Source organism: Pontibacter sp. YIM B11418 (genome assembly GCF_059278805.1).
The window spans coordinates 788,693-805,718 of the sequence record NZ_JCAEMH010000001.1 but is presented as its reverse complement, the minus strand read 5'-3'; the positions used below and the strand labels follow the sequence as shown (position 1 = coordinate 805,718).

General features: G+C 51.9%; 16 protein-coding genes and 1 tRNA gene. 5 read left to right on the top strand and 12 right to left on the bottom strand.

The window, feature by feature from the left end; all coding sequences use genetic code 11:
* Nucleotides 1-9 precede the first annotated feature (9 nt).
* Complete coding sequence (locus tag AC4QZR_RS03670) at nt 10-366, bottom strand: TlpA disulfide reductase family protein (protein ID WP_494479671.1); 357 nt, start codon at nt 364-366, stop codon at nt 10-12.
* A 257-nt stretch (nt 367-623) separates the two neighbouring features.
* Here AC4QZR_RS03670 and AC4QZR_RS03665 point away from each other — a divergent pair, with 257 nt between their 5' ends.
* A complete protein-coding gene (locus AC4QZR_RS03665) occupies nt 624-1,181 on the top strand; it encodes a type 1 glutamine amidotransferase domain-containing protein (RefSeq protein ID WP_494479670.1) in 558 nt (185 codons plus the stop codon).
* 205 nt (nt 1,182-1,386) lie between these two features.
* Here AC4QZR_RS03665 and AC4QZR_RS03660 read toward each other — a convergent pair whose 3' ends face one another.
* The 3 genes from AC4QZR_RS03660 to AC4QZR_RS03650 form a co-directional block, all read right to left on the bottom strand.
* The gene (locus tag AC4QZR_RS03660) at nt 1,387-1,932 is read right to left on the bottom strand and encodes a DUF6992 family protein (RefSeq protein WP_494479669.1); all 546 of its coding nucleotides are present in this window, start codon (nt 1,930-1,932) and stop codon (nt 1,387-1,389) included.
* 124 nt (nt 1,933-2,056) lie between these two features.
* Nucleotides 2,057-2,779, bottom strand: coding sequence for a YceI family protein (locus AC4QZR_RS03655; protein WP_494479668.1), 723 nt, complete (start codon nt 2,777-2,779; stop codon nt 2,057-2,059).
* Nucleotides 2,780-2,955: 176 nt separating this feature from the next.
* Entirely contained in the window at nt 2,956-3,585 is a 630-nt protein-coding gene (locus AC4QZR_RS03650) for a porin family protein (RefSeq protein WP_494479667.1), read from the bottom strand.
* 554 nt (nt 3,586-4,139) lie between these two features.
* Between AC4QZR_RS03650 and AC4QZR_RS03645 the strand changes: the two genes are divergently transcribed.
* The gene (locus AC4QZR_RS03645) at nt 4,140-5,042 is read left to right on the top strand and encodes a histone deacetylase family protein (protein WP_494479666.1); all 903 of its coding nucleotides are present in this window, start codon (nt 4,140-4,142) and stop codon (nt 5,040-5,042) included.
* Between the two features lie 2 nt (nt 5,043-5,044).
* On the opposite strand, the gene AC4QZR_RS03640 is transcribed toward AC4QZR_RS03645, so the two are convergent.
* The 5 genes from AC4QZR_RS03640 to AC4QZR_RS03620 all read right to left on the bottom strand — a co-directional run bounded on the left by AC4QZR_RS03640 (nt 5,045) and on the right by AC4QZR_RS03620 (nt 8,588).
* Entirely contained in the window at nt 5,045-5,257 is a 213-nt protein-coding gene (locus tag AC4QZR_RS03640) for a hypothetical protein (RefSeq protein ID WP_494479665.1), read from the bottom strand.
* A gap of 23 nt (nt 5,258-5,280) precedes the next feature.
* Entirely contained in the window at nt 5,281-5,457 is a 177-nt protein-coding gene (locus tag AC4QZR_RS03635) for a hypothetical protein (protein ID WP_494479664.1), read from the bottom strand.
* 39 nt (nt 5,458-5,496) lie between these two features.
* Nucleotides 5,497-6,198: a methyltransferase domain-containing protein gene (locus AC4QZR_RS03630; protein ID WP_494479663.1), complete on the bottom strand. Its 702-nt coding sequence runs from the start codon at nt 6,196-6,198 to the stop codon at nt 5,497-5,499.
* The gene (locus AC4QZR_RS03625) at nt 6,179-7,300 is read right to left on the bottom strand and encodes a type III polyketide synthase (protein WP_494479662.1); all 1,122 of its coding nucleotides are present in this window, start codon (nt 7,298-7,300) and stop codon (nt 6,179-6,181) included. The genes AC4QZR_RS03630 and AC4QZR_RS03625 overlap by 20 nt, the downstream gene beginning before the upstream one ends.
* Before the next feature lie 178 nt (nt 7,301-7,478).
* Nucleotides 7,479-8,588, bottom strand: coding sequence for an NAD(P)/FAD-dependent oxidoreductase (locus AC4QZR_RS03620; RefSeq protein WP_494479661.1), 1,110 nt, complete (start codon nt 8,586-8,588; stop codon nt 7,479-7,481).
* A gap of 161 nt (nt 8,589-8,749) precedes the next feature.
* On the opposite strand from AC4QZR_RS03620, the gene AC4QZR_RS03615 reads away from it, so the two are divergent.
* Entirely contained in the window at nt 8,750-9,118 is a 369-nt protein-coding gene (locus AC4QZR_RS03615) for a T9SS type A sorting domain-containing protein (protein WP_494479660.1), read from the top strand.
* Nucleotides 9,119-9,190: 72 nt separating this feature from the next.
* On the opposite strand, the gene AC4QZR_RS03610 is transcribed toward AC4QZR_RS03615, so the two are convergent.
* Nucleotides 9,191-9,526 (bottom strand): hypothetical protein, encoded by a 336-nt coding sequence (locus tag AC4QZR_RS03610; protein WP_253401078.1) that lies wholly within the window; start codon nt 9,524-9,526, stop codon nt 9,191-9,193.
* Nucleotides 9,527-9,674: 148 nt separating this feature from the next.
* Nucleotides 9,675-9,749 (bottom strand) — tRNA-Arg (locus tag AC4QZR_RS03605).
* Nucleotides 9,750-10,078: 329 nt separating this feature from the next.
* Between AC4QZR_RS03605 and AC4QZR_RS03600 the strand changes: the two genes are divergently transcribed.
* Entirely contained in the window at nt 10,079-11,374 is a 1,296-nt protein-coding gene (locus tag AC4QZR_RS03600) for a hemolysin family protein (protein WP_494479659.1), read from the top strand.
* A gap of 137 nt (nt 11,375-11,511) precedes the next feature.
* On the opposite strand, the gene AC4QZR_RS03595 is transcribed toward AC4QZR_RS03600, so the two are convergent.
* On the bottom strand, nt 11,512-12,840 hold the full coding sequence (locus AC4QZR_RS03595; RefSeq protein ID WP_494479658.1) for a Pycsar system effector family protein: 1,329 nt from the start codon (nt 12,838-12,840) through the stop codon (nt 11,512-11,514).
* A gap of 322 nt (nt 12,841-13,162) precedes the next feature.
* Here AC4QZR_RS03595 and AC4QZR_RS03590 point away from each other — a divergent pair, with 322 nt between their 5' ends.
* The gene (locus AC4QZR_RS03590; RefSeq protein WP_494479657.1) at nt 13,163-16,972 is read left to right on the top strand and encodes a metallophosphoesterase; all 3,810 of its coding nucleotides are present in this window, start codon (nt 13,163-13,165) and stop codon (nt 16,970-16,972) included.
* The last annotated feature ends 54 nt before the right edge of the window (nt 16,973-17,026 follow it).

The following is a 17,026-nucleotide window of genomic DNA, read 5'->3' as shown; positions in this document are numbered from 1 at the left end:
AGTGTCAGGTTATGGTTTATACTTGGTGATCAGTTCATTTAACTCCTGCTGGGAGATTTCGCGCTCAATAAACTCGTACTGCCCGCGCTTGTTGTTAAAAAACATAGTGGCAGGTATAGCACCCGACCACTTCGGCTCGATACGGTCTATCCACGTGTTGCCATCGGGCTCGTCGAGCAGGTATAGCCGCGACTGTAAATTGCGTTTTTCCACAAAAGGCAGCACACGCTTCTCCTTGTCCTGCACGGCATCCATACTCACCAGAATTACGCGAACGGGCTGGTCTTTGTATTGGGCATGAGCGGCTTCAAAATAAGGCATCTCTTTGATGCAGGGCTTGCACCACGTGGCCCAGAAATTCACCACATACAGCGTGTCGTGCGGTGCCTAGCGCAGCTCCTGCAGCTGGTCGAACTTGATGGTGGTGACGGTCTGGGCATGTGCAGCCGTGCCGGTGATAAAGCCCAGGGCCAGTAGTAAGATAAGTTGCTTCAGGTATACGGTCATGGTGCTATAACGAAATGGGGAACAGCCCTATTGCTGTTGCTGCTTTCTAACAATTTGCCTTCTAAATCGTTGTGAATAGACGATATCAATTGTTAAACTATAAAAACGAACTTAGAATGGCTAATAATCTGGAAGGAAAAAAGATAGCGATAGTAGTTACCGATGGCTTTGAGCAGGTAGAACTGACCGAGCCGAAAAAAGCCCTGGAAGAGGCAGGCGCCGAAACCCACCTCATTGCCCTGAAAGAAGGCGAAGTGAAAGGCTGGAACCACACCGATTGGGGTGACAAATTTAAGGTTGATAAGACGATAGACAAGGTAAACGCCGACGACTACAGTGCTCTCCTGCTGCCTGGTGGCGTGATGAGCCCCGACAAGCTGCGTGTGAACGAGCAGGTAGTGCGCTTTGTGAGCAAGTTTATGGAGAGCGGCAAGCCCGTAGCCGCCATCTGCCATGGCCCCTGGACGCTGATTGAGACCGGCAAACTGAAGGGCAAAAAAATGACCAGCTACCATACCCTAAAAACTGACCTGAAAAACGCCGGCGTCGAGTGGGTGGATCAGGAAGTGGTAGTAGACAATGGTTTGATCACCAGTCGAAAGCCGGACGATATACCTGCCTTTAACAAAAAGATAGTGGAAGAATTTGCCGAAGGCCGCCACGAGCCGCGCTAAACAAGCATAACCGGAAAACAGAAACCGCCGCGTTATACCGAAACAGGTATAGCACGGCGGTTTTTTATCATACCTATACCTTAGTAAGGTATGAGGAGTAAAGTCGGGTTCCAACTTGAATTCTCCCCTCAGGGAAAGAATCTGGATATCGCTCTATCTTATGGTCTTGTCAAGGGCTGACAATGATATTTAGAGCTTAACGGCCCTACTGCAGCAGGCGCAGCAACTGTTCAGAGTGACCTTCCAGTAGTACGACCAGTACGATATCCAGCAACAGTAGAAACAGCGCCTGCAGCGTAATGGATTGCCCATAGCCCAGGTACTGCTCTGCCCTTGGCGAACTCAGGGATTTTTCTTTCATGTAGGCAGCCAGCATCAGAAAAGCCAGGTCCAGACCAATGCTCAGGTATAGCAACTTCAAAACCCATTGGTGGTAGTCCACGGTTTCGGGCAACGTGCGTGCGCCAGCGTCTACCGACAGAGTATAATAGAGCGAGCCACCCGCGATGATCAGGTTGACAATGTTCCAGTAGATGTTCATCTGGAAAAAGTAGCGCCTGTTGCGCGACGACTTGGTGAGTTTGATGCTACTGATCAGGATATTGATCAGTGCCCAGACTCCCAGTGCCAGCATCCCGAACTTCAGCGTCTCTGCCTGTTTTAAGTTAATTGCCGCTGCGGCGCTGCCCTGGGCGTTGGCCGTGAGGCAAAGTAGCAAAAGAGGCAACAGGCAAAGGTATTTTCTCATCATATGCGCACAAATGGTTTGTGTAGGAACGAACTACGGGTGAGTTTAGCATATTCGGGCTGGAATAAATGCAGGAACAATACAATTGCTGTAACGCAACTATGCCTGTAAGTGTTTGCTGGATAGCTTATTGGCGATGTGCTACTATGTCCAGTCCAATATTTACGGCCGGATAAATTGTCCTGTTCCCGAGCGATTTGTCAGAGCCATAGTTTAGCTTCCAGTGCGTACGGTCGATGTTGAAATTGGCCTTGGCGCGTAGCACCGAGTCTTCCTGCTCAATGCGGGCCGGGAAGCTGATGCTCTTGGTGATATCCTTAATGGTGAGGTTGCCTGTTATCCTGTAATTTGGATCTTTGACGCGCATTCGTTTTGCGTGCCCTGCGGGGGCAGGCGTTTCCTGACGCTCCGTACTGTCAAACGGGGCAATGGTGGTGATTACAAAGGAGGCGGTGGGATGCTGCTCCACAGCAAAAAAATCGGCAGAGCGCAGTTGGTTTGTCAGCTTCATGTTACCTGCCTGGTCAATGGCCTTGTCCTCCGATCGCACATGCGCCATGTCAAAGACCGTTTTCCCGCCGCGCAGTTCGCCGTTGTGCAACGTGATGGTGCCTTCCCTGATGGGGATAAGGCCGTTGTGGCGGCCCGTCACTTTAGCGCCTATCCATGTGACGGTGCTCCTGGACGTGTCGATCTGAAAGGTTTGGTCGGGGTTAACCGGAGCCAGGAAGTTCGCGGCTGCACCTATCTCCGCTTCGTCCGTTTTAACAGTGGTGTCGCAGGCCATGCCGGCAATAGCGAGCAGGGTCCAAAGCAGGGTATAGAACGGTCGCAATCTGTACGTGTTCATAAGTATGGGCGCTGTGTCTGTCGATACAAGGGTGATTTCTTCGCATTATCCCGTTATTATAAAATACGATAGGCAAAGTCAAAGGTCTGAAACAGAACGCTCTATATTTGTGCTAAAACAAAGCAGGGACCTGTTGCCAAGTCCCTGCGTCGGGTTGATCGGAGGTGATTAATTCCTTAAAAGCCGACACCCAGGTATACCTGGAAAACGCCGTGCTTCAAATCCTGAGTGATTTTCTGCCCCTCGTTATTTTCTTTGCGAAGGTCCTCCAACCCCAGATTGTAGCGGGCTCCCAGCCTGAAGATACTCAAACGCGCCTCGGCTCCAGCCGCCACGCCATAAGCAAAGGTGTTCAGCGGCTCTATGCTCACTTCTGTGTCTTCTTCTTTGGCTGACATCAGCACGCCTACCTGCGGACCAAAATGCACACTTACGGTCTCGGTGATATTGAACACGGCCAGAATCGGTACCTCCAGGTAGTCGAAACGGAAAGTGGAGTCGTTGCGCTCGATGCCTTTGCGAGAGTAAAGCGCCTCCGGCTGTATGGAGAAGGTATTGCCCAGCGAAAACTGGGTATAGACGCCAGCATGAAAAGTAGTGAGGCCACTGAAATTGCCCAGCACCTCTTTGTCGCTGCCGCGGAGTGTGGCGAAGTTCACGCCACCTTTAATGCCGAAGCCCGCATTTCTTCCGGAGTCGCTAAACAGGTTATGATTCTGCTGCCCCGTCGAAGGACCGTATTCAGTTTGAGCAAAAGCAACGGCTGAGATCAGGAAGGCAATGAAGAGTAGTATCGGTTTTTTCATGGTGTTGGCTGGTTTAAATAGAAGTTTGCGGTAGCACAACTTACATATTATTAATTTATAAAGTTATATATAGCGTTTTATATTTACTAAGGTTGCATGAGGCTTTCGCATAGACTTGCAGGTATAGCTTTTGTCTTGCCGGAATCGATAGGGAATCATCACTTTTTTGGATTACGCTGGGTATAGGTGGTGCCGAAAGGACTGCCCAATGGGAGGGAAGGTGATGAAAATTTACCTGAAATTAACATAGAGTTAACACGAAATGGTGGATAATTCACCCTAATCAACATAGTTATCCACATTTTTCCACATTCTGAATGGGCATTTGTGGGCAATTATATAGGGTTTCAAGAATTTATGCACCGGTGTGCAAAGGGTGTTTTACATAATGTTGTGCGTTTGTAATTGCACTGAAAATCAGGTATAAGTGAGGTGAAATTTATTAGAGCAGAAGCCTGAATATGCATCCGGAGTACAGGTATGAGTGCCTTTTAAAAAGCAAAAATGCACTCGTGGATAAACCAGTCAAGGGGTTTAAATGTTAATTTTACGTTATGTTGAAAATTGCCTGGACCGAGATATTTGCCCATTCCCTGCCCGAAGGCCATCGCTTCCCGATGGCCAAGTACGACCTGCTGCCCGAGCAGTTGCTTTACGAAGGTACCATCACCCAAGACAATCTCTTCGCTCCCAAGCCAATCAAGGAACAGTACATCCTCGACACCCACGACGCCACCTACTGGCAGCGCCTGCGCAACCTGGAGCTGAGTCCGTCAGAGATCCGCAAAACAGGCTTTCCGTTATCAGAGCAGCTGGTGCAGCGGGAGGTGGTGATCATGAATGGCACGCTGCAGGCGGCCTTGTTTGCGCTGGAGTTCGGCATTGGCATGAATATCGCCGGTGGCACGCACCATGCCTTTACGGATAGGGGCGAGGGCTTCTGCCTGCTCAACGACATAGCCATCGCCGCCAATCACCTGCTCAGGTATAAGGGTATCAAAAAAGTGCTGGTAGTGGATCTGGACGTGCACCAGGGCAACGGTACGGCGCAGATTTTCCGGGATGAGCCGCGGGTATTTACCTTCAGCATGCACGGCGGGCACAACTATCCTTTTCACAAAGAGCAGTCGGACCTGGATGTGCCGTTGGCGGAGGGCACGGATGACAAAACTTACCTGAAACTACTGGGAGAGCACCTGCCACGGCTGCTGGACGAGCAGCAACCGGAGTTTGTGTTTTTTCAGTCGGGGGTGGATGTGCTAGCAACCGATAAGCTCGGGAAACTGGGCATGAGCATAGCCGGTTGCAAAGCCCGCGACCGCATGGTGCTGGAAGCCTGCGCACGCCACCGTATACCTGTCACGGTTAGTATGGGTGGCGGCTACTCCAAACAGATCGCGCATATTATAGAGGCGCACGCCAACACTTTCCGGCTGGCGCAGCAGCTCTTTTTCTAAACTTAAGGTCTGGATTTCAGCTTGTCGTCCTCGCTCTTGCCTCTTGCTCCCGGGAGCAGCAGCTTGAGCACAATGTAAACGATCGGAGCCAGTACAAGCACCAGGATCACAAACAGCGCAATCTTGATCACCTTTACAAAAACAGAGATAATCAGGACTGAGATAATGATGGAAACTATGAAAAGGATCCAGAAGTTGAGCGTGCTTTTGTTCATGTCAAAAGGGTTAAGTGAGCGATTCAGCCATACCTGTTGCGGGCGTGCCGCAGCACCAGGTAGATAGCCGGTAGCAGCGTTGCAATAAGGGCCAGTGCCAGCCATACATTCGTCACAAACTCACGGGACCAGGCGAAATAAAACGCCACGGCAGCCAGCAGTACCGAAAGCAGGTAAGGCACGTTGATCCGTCGCATCATAAGGGAGTTGGTTTGTATACCTTGTTAAGGTACTAATTGTTAAGCTTTTTTCAAAAGGAGCTGCCACCTGAAAGCCCACATCCAGCGCAGGTTATACCTGTCTATACCTGCCTCCTGTACCAGTTGCTGTAACTCATCTTTTCGAAATGCCCGCCAAACTGAGAGCGGTGCGTCGTTTTTAACCAGGTGAGATTCTGAAAAAAAGCGGGTTAGTATTTTAATGGAATGATAAGCCAGCCAGTGCCGGTGCAGGTCATTGACGATAACGGCTATACCTGACTGCCGGTGCAGCTGCCGGAACATGCTCACGAGTTGCTCGTCGGTGAAGTGGTGGCAGAACAGGCTGCAAACGATTATGTCATACTGTTGCTGCTGAAAACTCTCCGAAAACACATTATGCTGCACCAGATCTATCTCAGGGAAGCCACCGCAGCGCTGCCGGGCGTAACGCACCATAAAGTCGTTGGCGTCTATACCTGTGAGTTGCATCGGGATGTTTTTGCGGCGGGCCCACTTGGCAATATGGCGCAATGTGTCGCCGCCACCGCAGCCGATGTCAGCCAGGCGCAGAGGAGGGCCCGTATACCCGGCTAACAGCCTTTCCAGCGCATCGAGCACTACTTTATAGCCGCCCAGCCAAGTATTGATGGTTTCCAGTTCTTCGAGGTTGCGCCGTAGCTCGTCGCCAGACAAGTTGAGGTCGTCCATCAGTTCGGCTTGGTTAGACCTTTGCTTCAGCATAGTGCACTTTCAATAGCATCGATTCCAATGTGAGGCCGGGGCCAAAGGCAAAGCTCAGCACCGGTTCGTCTTTTTCCTGCGTGGTCAGGCTCGCCATCAACTCTTTCAGCACAAAGAGCACCGTCGCCGACGACATATTACCAAACTCATGCAGCACCCGGTAAGCAAAGCGGTTGTCGTCGCGGGTCATGCCCAGTTCCTGTTCTATCACTTCCAGAATGCGGCGCCCGCCGGGGTGTATGGCGAAAAGTTTAATTTCCGAAACGGTGGTACGAAGCCCTTGCAGCAGGCGATCAGTCAGTTGTTTGATGCCGTTTTTGATCAGATCGGGCACGTAGGAGGAGAGCGTCATTTCAAAGCCGGTGTCGCCGATGTGCCAAGCCATTTCGCGCTTGCCTGCTGGAGCCAGATCGCAGTGGAAAGACTGTAGCTCGAGGCTCACTTCCTGACAAGGTTGGCCCTGCATGAGCACCGCCGCCGCGCCGTCGCCAAAGAGCGCATTGGATACCAGGTGGTCCTGCTCCGGGTTCTTCTGGAAATGGATAGTGCAGATCTCGGTACACACCAGCATTACTCGGGCACTCGGATCAGCTTTGCAGATGGCGTCGGCCAGTTTGATGGCGTTGAAGGCCGCGTAGCAGCCCATGAAATTAACGGCCGTGCGCTGCACACTGTAGTTCAGCTCCAGCCGTTCCACGAGCTCAATGTCGAGGCCGGGTGCGTACATGCCGGTGCAGCTCACGGTGATCAGGTGCGTCAGACTCTGCAGGGAAGTGCCGCTGACCTGGTCCAGGCAGTTGCGCACCGCTTGCTCCGAGAGATCGAGGGCGTGCTTGCGGTATACCTCCATGCGTTGCTGCACGGTGGGGAAAGGCTCCAGGTCAGGGGTGTTGGGGAAGAAGGTATAGTCGCCGTTGCGGCGGGTAAAATCCGTGAGCACACTGTAGCGCTGGCCTATACCTGACACACGGTAAAGTGCCTTGAGTTTGCGGCTTCCCTCTTCATCCAACTGGTGGGCCGCGGCCATAAAGTCGACTACCTGCATTTGCGGCATTTTGTTGGGAGGGTTAGCTGTGCCTATACCGCATATATAGCTTTTCATAAGCTGGTGTGTGTTCTAAGAATTTGTTTCAGAGCAATAGGGCCTTATACCTGCATCCTGTCAGTGTGTCTTAAGGTATAGCAGCAACAGCCAAGTAATTATCATGTTCAGGCTTTCCTCCTAAAAGTGGCTACAGGTTTGGATAAGTACGAAAGCGGGCGTTTTAAGATGTACGGGGTTAGAAGGGCTGCCCATGGGTTTGGCGCATGATCAGGTGCACGGCTGCCGGCAGGTAGCGCAGCGTGCCCACCGCCACTTCCGAGAGCAATGGGTTGCCAAACAGCCGCTGCACCGCGCGGCCCAGCTGCAAGCGCTGCTTGAACTGCCGTTCCCAAGCTAGGGTATAGCCTGCCTCCAGGGCCTGGCGGTTGCGACCGTTTTCGAAGTATTGCACCACCTGCTCTGACGCCAGCTTGCCTGCATGGATAGCCATGGCCATGCCGTTGCCGCAAAGCGGGGTGATCATGCCGGCCGCATCGCCGCACATGAGCATATGGTTTTCCACGCAGGTTTTGGTGGCAAAGGAAATTTCGTTGATGACCTCCGGCTGCTCATACAGAAATTCCGCCTCTGAAAAAATGCGGCGCAGGTGCGGGTTTTGATAAAGGATAGCCTGCTCCATGTCAGGTATAGACCCGTGTCGGCGCACGTTCTCACGAGTAGTCAGGTAGCAGAAGCAGTAGCGCCCGTCCTCAATGGCCGATATGCCGGCATAGCCATCCTCAAAATTATGCAGAGCGATGAGATCGGCTGGCATGTCGAGGCGCAGGTGGTATTTGACGCCAATGTAAGGGGAGCGTTTTGCAAAAAAGGAGCGGTTGAGTTGCCGGTCGAGGGTGCTGCGCTTGCCATAGGCCCCCAGTGCTACTTCAGCTCGAAGTGTGTCGCCGTTGGATAATTTTAGCGAAAACTGATTGTCTGCGAATTGCACGTCCTGCACCACCGTCTGCAGCTGTACCTGCACCCCTTTCGCCAGCGCCACCTGGTAAAGGAAGTGATCAAGGGTATAGCGACTCACGCCAAAGCCTCCCAGGTCGAGGGGTGATTCCAGTATAACGCCTTTGGGGGAGGTGAGCATAAAACGCGAAATTGAAGCAGGCTGAAGCCCTGCCGGGTCGGCTCCGATGGCACGCAAATAAGGCAGTACTTCGTTCGAGACGTATTCGCCACATACCTTATGCAAGGGGTAGGACTTTTTTTCGATCAGCGTCACAGAAAGTCCTTGGTTGGCCAGTGCGATTGCACTGGTCAGCCCGGCAAGGCCCCCTCCGATAACGGCTATCTGCATAATTGACAGGCAATATGTTTTAAGTCCAAAAAAACTTTCTGTTATTTGGTGAAAGCATCTGATTTGGTGCGTAAAATGCAAGAACAAATTGTTGCTCCAAACGTTAACAATATGGAACAACTTTTGTATATAATCAGAAGGACAAAATCTTAATTTTCAATATGAAGCAAATTATACTTACTTTCTTTTTCTCTATGACAGTCTTACTGGCAGATGCCCAGGTACGCGATCCTGTTCCCGTGCAAGCTGATACGAAGAGTAAGAGCCTGGAGCAACAGGAAAAGGAAGTTGCTATTTATCCTAACCCCAACAACGGGGTTTTTACGATTTCGTTTGCCCAGCTTAATACCCAGCAGGTGGAGTTGCGCATTTTAAATGTGATTGGAAACGAGGTGTATCATGAAGTGATCAGCCGCCCTGACATTCATGCAACCAAGACCGTAGACCTGACCCGGCTTGCCAAGGGGCTATACTATGTCAAGATCGAAGCTGACGGCTACAGTTCTGTCAGACGGGTAGTCGTTAAATAAAGCAGCATTGATAAAAACAAGAAAGGCCGCTCTGCAAACAGAGCGGCCTTTCTTGTTTTACGCTTAAGCCAATTATTCCGGCAGGATAGCTTTGGATACAAACCCGGTATATGCGGTGGTGTCTCGGTGCACGCGGGCTTTCACAAACATCACATCGGATGTGTCGAGCACCTGGATGACCTGCGTGGTGTCGAAGTGAAGCAGGCTGGCCGCCTGAAAGCTGGCTGTTTTGTATACTTCCCCGCCCATCAGGGGCCTGGTGGCATACAGCACATCTATGGGGAGTTCCCCGGTCTCACTGGCTACGGTAGCTTCAGAACCGTCCACTTCCATGCTTCTCTGTTCGCTGTTGCAGGCAGCAAGGCTGGCAAAAAGGGCCAGCAAGCATACTGTTAAAGTTGTTTTCATGGTGTTAGAGAGTGGCTTCAGCTCCAATATAGCAAAGAAAATATAAATTCGAAAATATAGTGAATTAGCAAAGTATCTCAGGCTCTTACTATTAAGACGAGCCGCTGGGTTTTAGTTCCCTGATCACGCTGAAAAACAACTCTTAAAATGGTGGCCCTGAGCAGAATCGAACTGCTATCTAAAGTTTAGGAAACTCCTATTCTATCCATTGAACTACAGGGCCTTATGGACTTTATACCTGGCTGGTTCATTTCAGCCTACTCATACCTTTGTCTGTAAAAATGCGCTACGCTTTGTGTTACACGTTTTCCTGAACTTCAGCTAAACAGCACAAAGTATAATTACTGAGTGTGCAAAGATAACTTTTCTGGTTACATCATAAAAGGCGTATAACGTTTAAATAAAGTATGATTTTATGCTTGTAAGATGCCGCGTGTCATTAACAGCATGCTTTGCTGAGGATTTACTTAAATTAGTGGCATTCTTTATACTCTTTTCATCGCATCAGGTATAAAGGCAGGTAATTCATCTTTCTCACTACCCGACACCTTTATGGAAATTGTCATTTTAATACTCCTGACCCTGTTAAACGGCTTCTTCGCCTTGTCAGAACTGTCCATCATCTCCGTTAACAGAAACAGGATTATGAACAAAGCAAAGCAGGGAAGCAAAAATGCGGAGACGGTTTTGAAATTACTCGAATCGCCGGAGAATTTCCTGTCAGCCATACAGGTCGGTATCACGCTTATCGGTATTGTGTCTGGTGCCTATGGCGGGGCCGCGCTGTCCGACGATATGAGGCAGTGGCTAGTAGGTATAGATTTCCTGGCGCCATACGCCGATACGCTCTCCATTGTGCTGGTGATTGGACTTATCACTTACTTCACCATCGTGATCGGGGAGCTGATACCCAAAACCATAGCGCTTGGCAATGCCGACAACATCGCCCTTTTTGTAGCGCCCATCATCAGGGTATTCACCACCCTTACCCTACCGCTGGTGAAGCTACTCTCCGGCTCCACTAATCTGGTCATTAAAGTGCTCGGCATCAAGGAACCCTCAGAAGAGAAGATGTCAGAGGAAGAGCTCCGGCAGATTATAAAGACAGCAGGCAAGCAGGGCATTCTGGCCAAAGAAGAAATTCAGCTGCACCAGAACATTTTCACTTACTCCGAGCAGCGCGCCAAAAACCTGCGCACCCACCGCATGGATGTGGAGTACATCGACATCAATCAACCCATCGAAGCCATCCGGGATATGATTCAGCACAGCGCACACTCTAAATTTCCGGTGGGCGATGGCAGCTTCGATAAGATCATCGGGATACTGACGGCAAAGCGCTTCTACGAGTATCTGGCGGAGAATAACGGGGAACCGCTACAAAGTGTCCTGCAGCCGCCCATTTACATCCCCGAAACGATGATGGTAAGCGTAGTGTTGAACATTTTCAAAAAGCAGAAGCAGTACCTGGGCATTGTAGTGGATGAATACGGTTCGAGTGAAGGTATCATCACGCTGCATGACATCCTGGAAGCCATTGTGGGAGACATTCCGGACGTGGACGAGCATGATGAACCGGATGTTGTGAAAAGAGATGATGGGTCGCTTCTCGTGAACGGCTCTATGGAGATATATGACCTCAACCGGGAACTGAGGCGGGAAGTTATACCTAAGGATGCCGACAACTACGTAACGCTAGCCGGATTCATTTCCTATGAACTGGACAAGCTGCCGGTCGCCGGCGACAAGTTTCAGGTCAGCGGCTACGAGTTCGAGATAGTGGACATGGATGGTTTCAGGGTGGACAAGGTTATTTTAAAGTCCATTGAAAGCGAAGAAGCATCTTAGCCTGAATCAGTAGACCAATCTAATCTCCAAAAAAAGAGAGCCTGGCAGCAGTAGCTAGGCTCTCTTCCTGTTTTGTACTTTTCGGTCTGGTAGCGTGCTTTCGCCAACTTGCACAGGCCTTAGCTTATACCCACTATTTACTGGTTGGTCCGTTGCTGTGGGTTCTGTTCTTGCGGAGTTTGTTGACCCTGCGTGGTCTGCTCCTGTGGGGTCGGTTCCAGCATAGGTTCGTCGTACAGGGCGATGGAAATGCCGAAGGCGATCACGGTCAAGATTAACCCCACCATAAAAATAGAGTAAGAAATACGCAGGATCTTATACTTGCGGCTCAGCACCTCACCCAGATAATAGATGTCGGTGATCATGTTCGTATAAAGCGATTGCTTGTCGCGCATGATCTCGTGCATACCGTTTTGGAAATCCTCCAGCGGGATGTTGGTGAAGTTGCCGAAGAAGAGCAGGTTCACTTTTTTGCTGTCGATCTTCTTTCGGTTGAAAGAGAAACTTGTCACCTCCGGCTGCGCTGAAATAATGGCGAAGATCACCGAGCCGAGCGTGGTGAGCAACAGCGTGCCCACCGGTATAAGCAGCGAACGGTGCTGGGCAAACTCAGCCCCCGTAATGGAGGTCTTGGTGCTCAGGTAGGTGATGATTACGGACATGATGATGGCGTTGAGGCTGATCATCATGTTGGCCTTGTTGTCGGCGATGGCGCTCAGGTTCAGGTGCGTGCGGTAGGTGTTGCGAAACATGGTTTCGATGCCGCGCTTGGGCTGGGCCAGTGTCTCGCGCTGCTCTTTCTCTTCCTTCTTCAGCTTCTTCGACTCTTTCTGCAGCTGGTTGCGCTGCTCCTGTATGTTCAGGCCGAGCTGCTCGGCATATTTGTGCTGGGCCTTCGCGGTGTAAAAAGTGGTGGAGAGCAGAAACTCCATCTGAAACTGTGCCCACTCCTGATCTGTGAAAAACTTGTCTTTGAATATTTCCCACTCCACACGCAGCAGTTCGGCTGTGGCGAAAAAGGTTTCTTTGCCGATATTGGCCATGTCCGCATCCACGATCACCTCCTGCAGCAGGGACTGGGGTTTGATACCGTGCCTGGTGGCCATGATGCAGTCAGTCACACGGGCGATGCGCTCAGGTGGGTAGTTCATCTTCTGCAGCCAGGAAGTAGCATAACCTACGCTTTCTTCCTCGTGCCCGTCGTAGGTTTTAATATAACCCGTATCATGAAACCAGGCGGCCAGCTCCAGGTCCTGCAGTTCCTCAGGGCTAAAACCGTACAGTTCGCCCAGTTGCCGGGCTTCATTGGCAGTCTCGAAAGTGTGTTTGTAATTGTGATAGACAAGCTTCTTGGACAGCTGTTCCTTAAAAAGCCTGAAAACGTACTCACTGGCTTGCTTGACGATATCTTGTTCTTCCATAATGGTATCTGCCGCCATGGTCAGGGAGCTCTGCAAGTGGTGCATAGTTGTGAGCGGCGGTTATAGGGTGGTGCTTGTATTCTTTTGCCGTTACGGTGAATACCGGTTTTTGTTGAAAGGACCGACCACGATGCACACAATGCCCTATATAGTAAAGCAAAAACTTAATGCAGCTGCCCTACGTTATTTATCTCAGCCCGGACGTAACCCCGATGTTACCTTCAGGCGCTGACACCAACCATGCACTACCGAAACCAACCATCGCTTTTAGTCCTTGCCGAACGACAGCAAGCACATCTCCAAACGAAGTGTTGTTGCCGCCACGCTTGCTTTCGCTAGACAGGACACCCCGTACACACAGAATCTTATGAAAAACCGTCTTCACCTTATACCTCTTATCCTGCGTCCTCTGGCTGTGGGCTTTTTTTTGGTGCTTTTGCAAGCCTGCGCCACCAAAAAACCTTACTACAGCCGCGATGTGCTCAACTGGCAGCAAACCGAGCCCAAAGCTGACAACAAAGTAAATTATACCGTGTTTCTGATTGGCGACGTGGGCGCACCCGACCTGAAGCAGCAGGAGCCCTCGCTCAAGCTTATGCAAAAGCAGATGAACGAAGCCGGCGCGCAAAGCACAACCGTTTTTCTGGGAGACAACGTGTACCACAACGGTCTGCCTGAGCCAGGGCGTTACGACCGGGAAGTATCAGAACAGCGCCTGAACGCCCAGCTGGATGTGCTGCGGGGCTACCAGGGAGAGAAATACATGATTCCGGGCAACCACGACTGGAACCACAGCGGCCGCGGTGGGCTCGAGTTTGTGGTGCGCCAACAGAACTACGTGAATGAGTACCTGACGGAAGAGGGCATTGTGGTGGGCGGTGACTTCTATGTGCCGGGCGATGGCTGTCCTGGTCCTTATGAAGTGAAGATAAGCGATGATGTTGTATTAATTGCGCTGGACTCGGAGTGGTGGCTGCACCCCTGGGAGCGCCCTTACGGAGCGGGCAGCAACTGCTGGGCGTCTACAGAGGCTGACTTCCTGGTAAAACTGGAGGATATCATAGAAAAGCATCAGGGCTCCAACATCGTGGTAGTGGCGCACCACCCCTTGTTCACGCGCGGTAATCACGGTGGATTCTTCACCTTGAAAGACCACATTTTTCCGCTCACCATGCTGCGCGACTGGATCTACCTGCCGCTGCCTGTCATCGGGTCCATCTATCCGTTTGCCCGCAAGTACGGCGGCATCCTGCAGGACATTCCGCACCCGCGCTACAACGCTTACATCGAGGGGCTGCTCAACATCTTTGATAAGTATGATAACATTGTGTATGCTGCCGGTCACGAGCACTCCCTGCAGCATTTCAAGCACAACAAACTGGCTCACATTGTTAGTGGATCGGGTTGTAAGATACAGCACGTAAAGCCAGGCGGCAACGCCATGTACACCCACCAGGTGAAAGGTTTTGCCAAGCTGATGTATTACGAAAACGGGGAGGCCTGGGTGGAATACTGGACGCCGGAGGGCGACGGATCGGAGGGCACCATGACCTTCCGGACGCCGCTCTATGCCAAGGAGCCGCGCCGCAAGCGGTCAGCCATAGTAGACGAAACCAACTACGCGGACAGTACTATTGTGGTGGCTGCTAACGATAACTACACTGCCAAAGGGCTGCGCCGCACCATGCTGGGCGACCACTACCGCCGCGAGTGGGCCACCCCGGTAGAAGTGCCCTTGCTGGACATGCGCAACGAGTTGGGCGGGCTCACACCCTACCAGAAGGGGGGCGGTAAGCAAACGGCTTCGCTGAAAGTGCGTAACCCTGATGCCCGCGAGTATACCTTACGCACCGTCGATAAGGACCCGACGATGGCATTGCCGGAGTATCTGCGCCAAACCGCTGCCAAAGCCTTGCTGCAGGACCAGATTTCAGCCCAGCACCCTTATGGTGCGCTGGCTATACCTAGGCTGGCAGATGGGGCCGGTGTGTTCCATACCAATCCGAAACTGGTGTACATTCCCCAAACGCCATACCTGCGCCAGTATATGGATGAATTCAGCAACACGCTGGCTTTTCTGGAGGAGGATGCCGACGAGAACCACGAGGACGTGGAGAGCTTGGGCTTTGCCGAGAACCTGGTAGGTACAGATAAAGTGCTGAAGGAGCTGCGGCAGGACAACGACAACAAAGTGAACCAGCAGGAGTTTGTGCGTGCCAGACTGTTCGATATGCTCGTAGGCGACTGGGACCGACACGAGGGGCAGTGGCGCTGGAAAGAAGAGAAGACCGACAGTGGCAAGGTATACATCCCGGTGCCCGAAGACCGTGACCAGGTGTTCTTCAAAGCGGATGGCATTATACCCTGGCTGGCCACCCGGAAGTGGGGCGTGCGCAACGTTCAGAACTTCGGCCACGACTTCCCTGACATCGTGGGACTCAACCTGAGTGCACTTACCATCGACCGCACTTTTACCTCATCCATCACCCGGCAGGACTGGATCCGCATTGCCGAAGAGATAAAGGCAGGTGTAACGGATCAGGTAATTGAAGAGGCCATCAACCAGTGGCCGGAAGAGGTGCGGACTATATCTGGGGAGGACATCAAAGCCAAACTGCGCTCACGACGCGATAAGCTGCCGCAGGCGGCCGAGGCCTATTACGAACACCTCGCTGAAATGGTAGACGTAGCCGGGAGCGACAAGCACGAGCACTTTGTAGTGAACCGCCTCAATGACGAGGAAACCCACCTGACGGTATACAAGATCAACAAAGAGGGTGTGCTGCGCGACACTCTTTACAAGCGCACCTTCTATACCCCTGAAACCGAAGAGCTGCGCCTGTACGGGCAACGCGGCAAAGATATTTTTGAAGTGAAGGGAGATGTGAACAAAGGCATCGTGGTGCGCATCATTGGGGGAAATGACGAGGATGTGATCACTGATAACTCGCGTGTGGCCGGTATTAAACGACACACGATTGTGTATGATACGGAAGAAGGCAACGTGTTCAACTTCGGACCTGAAACAAAAGTCCGTACCAGCATTAGCCCGGATGTGAATTTTTATGACCGGGACAATTACAAACTACCCTACCTGGGGCCGCGTCTGTCGCTGGAGTACAACGTGGACGACGGGCTGTTTTTAGGAGCCGGTATACTGGCCCGCACGCATAAGTTCCGCAAATCGCCCTATGCTTCGGAGCACCTGCTGGAGGGCAATTATGCCTTTCACACAAACTCATTTAACGTGCGCTATACCGGCGATGTCCGGCAGGTGTTCGGTAACTGGAACATCGGTGTGAATGCTGCCATACAGGGGCCGCAATACCAGCGTAACTTCTACGGCTACGGCAACGACACGCACCAGCAGGATGGGGCGGATGACTCCTTCTACCGTGTTCGGTTCAAGCGGGTGAACGTGGGCGCAACGCTCAACAACAACCTGGCACCTTTCTTCAAAGTAGGTATAGGCCCTACTTACGATCGCTTCCGGGTAGTGAACTCCGAGCATGACACCTACCTGGTAAACGAGGCACTGAGCGGCCGGATGGAGCCAGGCACCTACGACTTTGAGCAGGACCGCTTCGAATCGCAGCACTACGTGGGTGTGATGGCTTTTGCCGACATGGATGTGCTGGGAGAGGGCAATCAGAAGAACCCGCGCATCGGCATGCGCCTGCATAACCGCGTGAGTTACAACAAGCAGACCGACGGTGAGGGGCTGAGCTATACCCACGTAAGCTCTGAGTTCGCCTTCTACCTGACGCCTGGCTTCCCGTTCCAACTCACCTGGGCGGGCCGTCTGGGGGCAGCGCATAACTTCGGTGACTTTCGCTTCTACCAGGCCAACACGCTGGGCGGCATGGACAACATGCGTGGCTACCGCCGTACCCGGTTTGCCGGCCGCAGTGCCATCTATGCCAACGCCGAAGCCCGCCTCTCGCTCCTTGACTTTAACCTATACCTGACGCCGGGGAGGCTCGGAGTACTGGGCTTGTACGATGTGGGTCGCGTGTACCAGGATGGCGAGCGCGATTCTGCCTTCTTCCGCAGCCTGCATACAGGTATAGGCGGTGGTGTATGGGCCGATATTATGCAGAAAAACGTTATCGTGCTGACCTACGCCAAAGGCGATGTGGAAAGGCTGTGGACATTAAGCTTCGGCTTTTTATTCTAAAAATATCTAAAGACGTATAGCAAAAAGTGCCTCTGTTTTGGCACTTTTTGCATT

Coding starts and splice junctions, on each gene's coding strand:
- AC4QZR_RS03655 (WP_494479668.1), bottom strand. CDS start 2,779: ATGAACACGTACAGATTGCGACCGTTCTATACCCTGCTTTGGACCCTG.
- AC4QZR_RS03620 (WP_494479661.1), bottom strand. CDS start 8,588: ATGCAGATAGCCGTTATCGGAGGGGGCCTTGCCGGGCTGACCAGTGCA.
- AC4QZR_RS03635 (WP_494479664.1), bottom strand. CDS start 5,457: ATGATGCGACGGATCAACGTGCCTTACCTGCTTTCGGTACTGCTGGCT.
- AC4QZR_RS03615 (WP_494479660.1), top strand. CDS start 8,750: ATGAAGCAAATTATACTTACTTTCTTTTTCTCTATGACAGTCTTACTG.
- AC4QZR_RS03625 (WP_494479662.1), bottom strand. CDS start 7,300: ATGAAAAGCTATATATGCGGTATAGGCACAGCTAACCCTCCCAACAAA.
- AC4QZR_RS03610 (WP_253401078.1), bottom strand. CDS start 9,526: ATGAAAACAACTTTAACAGTATGCTTGCTGGCCCTTTTTGCCAGCCTT.
- AC4QZR_RS03595 (WP_494479658.1), bottom strand. CDS start 12,840: ATGCACCACTTGCAGAGCTCCCTGACCATGGCGGCAGATACCATTATG.
- AC4QZR_RS03630 (WP_494479663.1), bottom strand. CDS start 6,198: ATGCTGAAGCAAAGGTCTAACCAAGCCGAACTGATGGACGACCTCAAC.
- AC4QZR_RS03600 (WP_494479659.1), top strand. CDS start 10,079: ATGGAAATTGTCATTTTAATACTCCTGACCCTGTTAAACGGCTTCTTC.
- AC4QZR_RS03660 (WP_494479669.1), bottom strand. CDS start 1,932: ATGATGAGAAAATACCTTTGCCTGTTGCCTCTTTTGCTACTTTGCCTC.
- AC4QZR_RS03640 (WP_494479665.1), bottom strand. CDS start 5,257: ATGAACAAAAGCACGCTCAACTTCTGGATCCTTTTCATAGTTTCCATC.
- AC4QZR_RS03665 (WP_494479670.1), top strand. CDS start 624: ATGGCTAATAATCTGGAAGGAAAAAAGATAGCGATAGTAGTTACCGAT.
- AC4QZR_RS03650 (WP_494479667.1), bottom strand. CDS start 3,585: ATGAAAAAACCGATACTACTCTTCATTGCCTTCCTGATCTCAGCCGTT.
- AC4QZR_RS03645 (WP_494479666.1), top strand. CDS start 4,140: ATGTTGAAAATTGCCTGGACCGAGATATTTGCCCATTCCCTGCCCGAA.
- AC4QZR_RS03590 (WP_494479657.1), top strand. CDS start 13,163: ATGAAAAACCGTCTTCACCTTATACCTCTTATCCTGCGTCCTCTGGCT.